This window comes from uncultured Eudoraea sp., assembly GCF_947258525.1.
Classification (GTDB): Bacteria; Bacteroidota; Bacteroidia; order Flavobacteriales; family Flavobacteriaceae; genus Eudoraea.
In genome coordinates this window covers 1-3,077 of record NZ_CAMYIP010000071.1, presented here as the reverse complement: position 1 = coordinate 3,077, position 3,077 = coordinate 1, and the positions used below count along the sequence as shown (strand labels likewise).

4 protein-coding genes are annotated in these 3,077 nt (G+C 37.8%); all 4 read right to left on the bottom strand.

What is annotated here, in order from left to right; genetic code table 11:
• A partial coding sequence (gene rfbD / locus Q0X89_RS05600; RefSeq protein WP_297691976.1) for a dTDP-4-dehydrorhamnose reductase occupies positions 1–757 on the bottom strand: 757 nt, incomplete at its 3' end.
• A complete protein-coding gene (gene rfbC / locus Q0X89_RS05595) occupies positions 754–1,299 on the bottom strand; it encodes a dTDP-4-dehydrorhamnose 3,5-epimerase (RefSeq protein WP_297691974.1) in 546 nt (181 codons plus the stop codon). The genes rfbC and rfbD, both read right to left, overlap by 4 nt.
• Positions 1,296–2,165 carry a glucose-1-phosphate thymidylyltransferase RfbA gene (gene rfbA, locus Q0X89_RS05590; protein ID WP_297691973.1) on the bottom strand — a complete coding sequence of 290 codons (870 nt, stop codon included), beginning with the start codon at positions 2,163–2,165 and terminating at the stop codon, positions 1,296–1,298. Before rfbA ends, rfbC begins: the two co-directional genes overlap by 4 nt.
• An 11-nt stretch (positions 2,166–2,176) precedes the next feature.
• Positions 2,177–3,077, bottom strand: a 901-nt coding sequence (rfbB, locus tag Q0X89_RS05585) for a dTDP-glucose 4,6-dehydratase (protein WP_297691971.1), incomplete at its 5' end; no start/stop codon positions are given.

Here is a 3,077-nt window from a genome sequence, read left to right as displayed (position 1 = left end):
ATTTAGGTCTCTTGGCAAAAGTACGATAATTCTCAGCTTTTTCAATTTTGCATTTGGATTCAAGCTGATGGTCTTTGATTATTTGTTTTGCGAAATCGTACCAGGTCATCGGAGTCCCATCGGTGAAATGATGTATACCATAATCTTCACTTTTCATACTAATTAAATTCAAAATATAGCGGCCTAAGTTATTAGCATCTGTTGGACATCCTGTTTGTTCATCGGTAATATAAAGTACCCTCTCGGTCTGAGCTTTTTTCAATATAGTCTTATAAAAATTATGCCCAAATTCCGAATACAACCAGGAAGTCCTTATAATGAAATATTTCTCTAATATTTCCTTGATATAATTTTCCCCGGCTAACTTGGACATTCCATATTGATTGATGGGATTTGGCAAATCTGTAGTTAAATACCCCTCTTCACTTTCCCCATCAAAAACGTAATCGGTAGAAATATGTATTAGAACCACATTGCTGTTCTTACAAGCGGTCGCTATATTTTTAACTCCATCGGCATTCAATGCAAATGCCCTTTCCGGTATTTTTTCCGCTTGTTCCACGTTAGTATAGGCCGCACAATTAATACAGTAGTCGTAATTCTCGGATTGAAATACTGAATTTATATTTTTGGTATTTGTAATATCCAAACTCCGGGCATCCATAAATTTAATGTCCAAAGATTCAAAATTCCCGAATATTTTCTGTAAGCATTTCCCTAACTGCCCTTCTGAGCCGCTTACCAAAACCCTTTTCATAATGACAGATTTTTGAATAGGGGCAGTTCTTTGTCTTTTTCTGATAGAATTAATTGGTCCTTGGGAAATTCCCAGTCAATTCGAAGATTCGGGTCATCATATATTATTCCCCTTTCTGCTTCCTTATTATAATACTGATCACATTTATAGGCAAATACCGTGTTGTCTTCAACTGCTAGAAAACCATGGGCAAACCCTTTAGGAATAAAAAGTTGTTTTCTATTCACTTCGCTCAATTCCATTGTCAAATGCTCCCCAAACGTAGGTGAGTTTGGTCTTAGGTCAACGACAACATCTAAAACACTCCCTTTTAATACCCTTACCAATTTTGCCTGGGCAAACTCCCCAACTTGATAGTGCAAAGCGCGCACAACTCCCTTGGCAGACAAAGACTGATTATCCTGAACAAATTCAATATTTGAACCAATTGCAGAATTGAATTGCTCTTTGTTGAACGATTCCATAAAGTAGCCCCGTTCATCATTGAAAACTTTGGGTTCCAATACAAAACATCCTTTTAACTTAGTCTCTTTTACAATCACTGATGTCTATTTAATAGCCCCAACAAGTTTTTCCCATATCCACTCTTCATCAAGGATTCTGCAAGTTTTTTAAATTGTTCCTTATCAATGTAGCCCATTTCATAAGCTGCACCTTCTATGGCGCCTATTTTAAGTCCCTGTCTTTCCTCTATGACCTCAACAAACTGTGATGCCTGCAATAAGGATTGAAATGTTCCTGTATCTAACCATGCGGTTCCTCTGTCCAAAATACTTACACGCAATTTTTGTCTTTCCAGATACACCTTGTTTACGTCTGTTATTTCCAATTCGCCTCTTACGCTCTTAGGAATGTTCCTGGCGATATCCACTACGTCGTTGTCATAAAAATATATCCCGGGTACAGCATAGTTGGATTTAGGTTCTGAGGGTTTTTCTTCTATACTGACCGCCTTTCCTTCTGAATTAAATTCCACTACTCCATAACGTTCCGGATCATTTACGCGATATGCATAGATAATGCCTCCGTCCGGATCATTATTAGATTGAAGTAATTTTGCGAGTCCGGAACCATAAAAAATATTGTCCCCTAAAATCAATGCTACTTTATCCTTTCCAATAAAATCTGCTCCAATAATAAAAGCTTCGGCAAGGCCATTTGGTGCTTCCTGTACCTCATAAGAAAAACTACAACCATATTTCTTCCCATCGCCTAATAGTTCTTTAAAAAGAGGAAGATCTTTAGGTGTAGAAATAATCAATATTTCCTGAATTCCCGCGTACATTAGAGTAGAAAGTGGGTAATAAATCATTGGTTTATCGTAAATGGGCATAAGTTGTTTGCTGACCGATAAAGTCAATGGATGTAATCGTGTTCCGGAACCCCCGGCTAAAATTATTCCTTTCATTTGCTTATGCGTTATTGGGAGACATTTCTTTCCTTATACATTTTCTCATAATACTCCATATAGTCCCCGGAAGTAACATGATCCAGCCATTCCTGATTATCCAGATACCAATCAACAGTTAGTTCCAGGCCTTCCTGAAAAGTTACTGATGGTTTCCACCCAAGTTCATTGTTTATTTTACCGGCATCTATTGCGTACCTTAAATCGTGTCCGGGCCTGTCCGTAACATACGTGATTAATTTTGCTGATGTTCCTGCTACCCTATTTAACTTTTGATCCATCAGCTTACATAGGAGTTTAACTAAATCGATATTCTGCCATTCATTAAAACCTCCAATATTATACGTTTCCTGGTTTTTCCCCTTATGGAAAACGAGGTCAATCGCGGAGGCATGATCTTTTACAAACAACCAATCCCGGGTGTATTTTCCATCACCATAAACAGGTAAGGTCTTACTTTCAATGATGTTATTTATGAAAAGAGGAATGAGTTTTTCAGGAAAATGATTGGGGCCGTAATTGTTAGAGCAATTCGTTATCACATATTGTAACCCATAGGTCTCTCCGTATGCCCTTACAAAGTGATCTGAACTGGCCTTTGAGGCAGAATAAGGTGAGTTCGGATCATACGGTGTGTTTTCTGTAAATAAGCCATCCGTACCTAGTGAACCATATACTTCATCTGTGCTGATATGATGGAAACGCTTGTTGTTCTTTTTGTGCTTCCAAAGATCTCTGAAGGCGTTCAACAGATTAACTGTTCCTATGATATTTGTACGTACAAAAGCCAAAGGATCCGTTATGGAACGATCTACATGGGATTCAGCCGCCAGGTGTATAACCCCATCAAACTTATATTTATCAAAGATCAATTTAACAAAATGCTCATCTAAAATGTCTCCTTTTAGAAAG

What these genes read in the sequence shown, in the direction of transcription:
- rfbA (WP_297691973.1), bottom strand. Translation starts at nt 2,165, where the DNA reads ATGAAAGGAATAATTTTAGCCGGGGGTTCCGGAACACGATTACATCCA.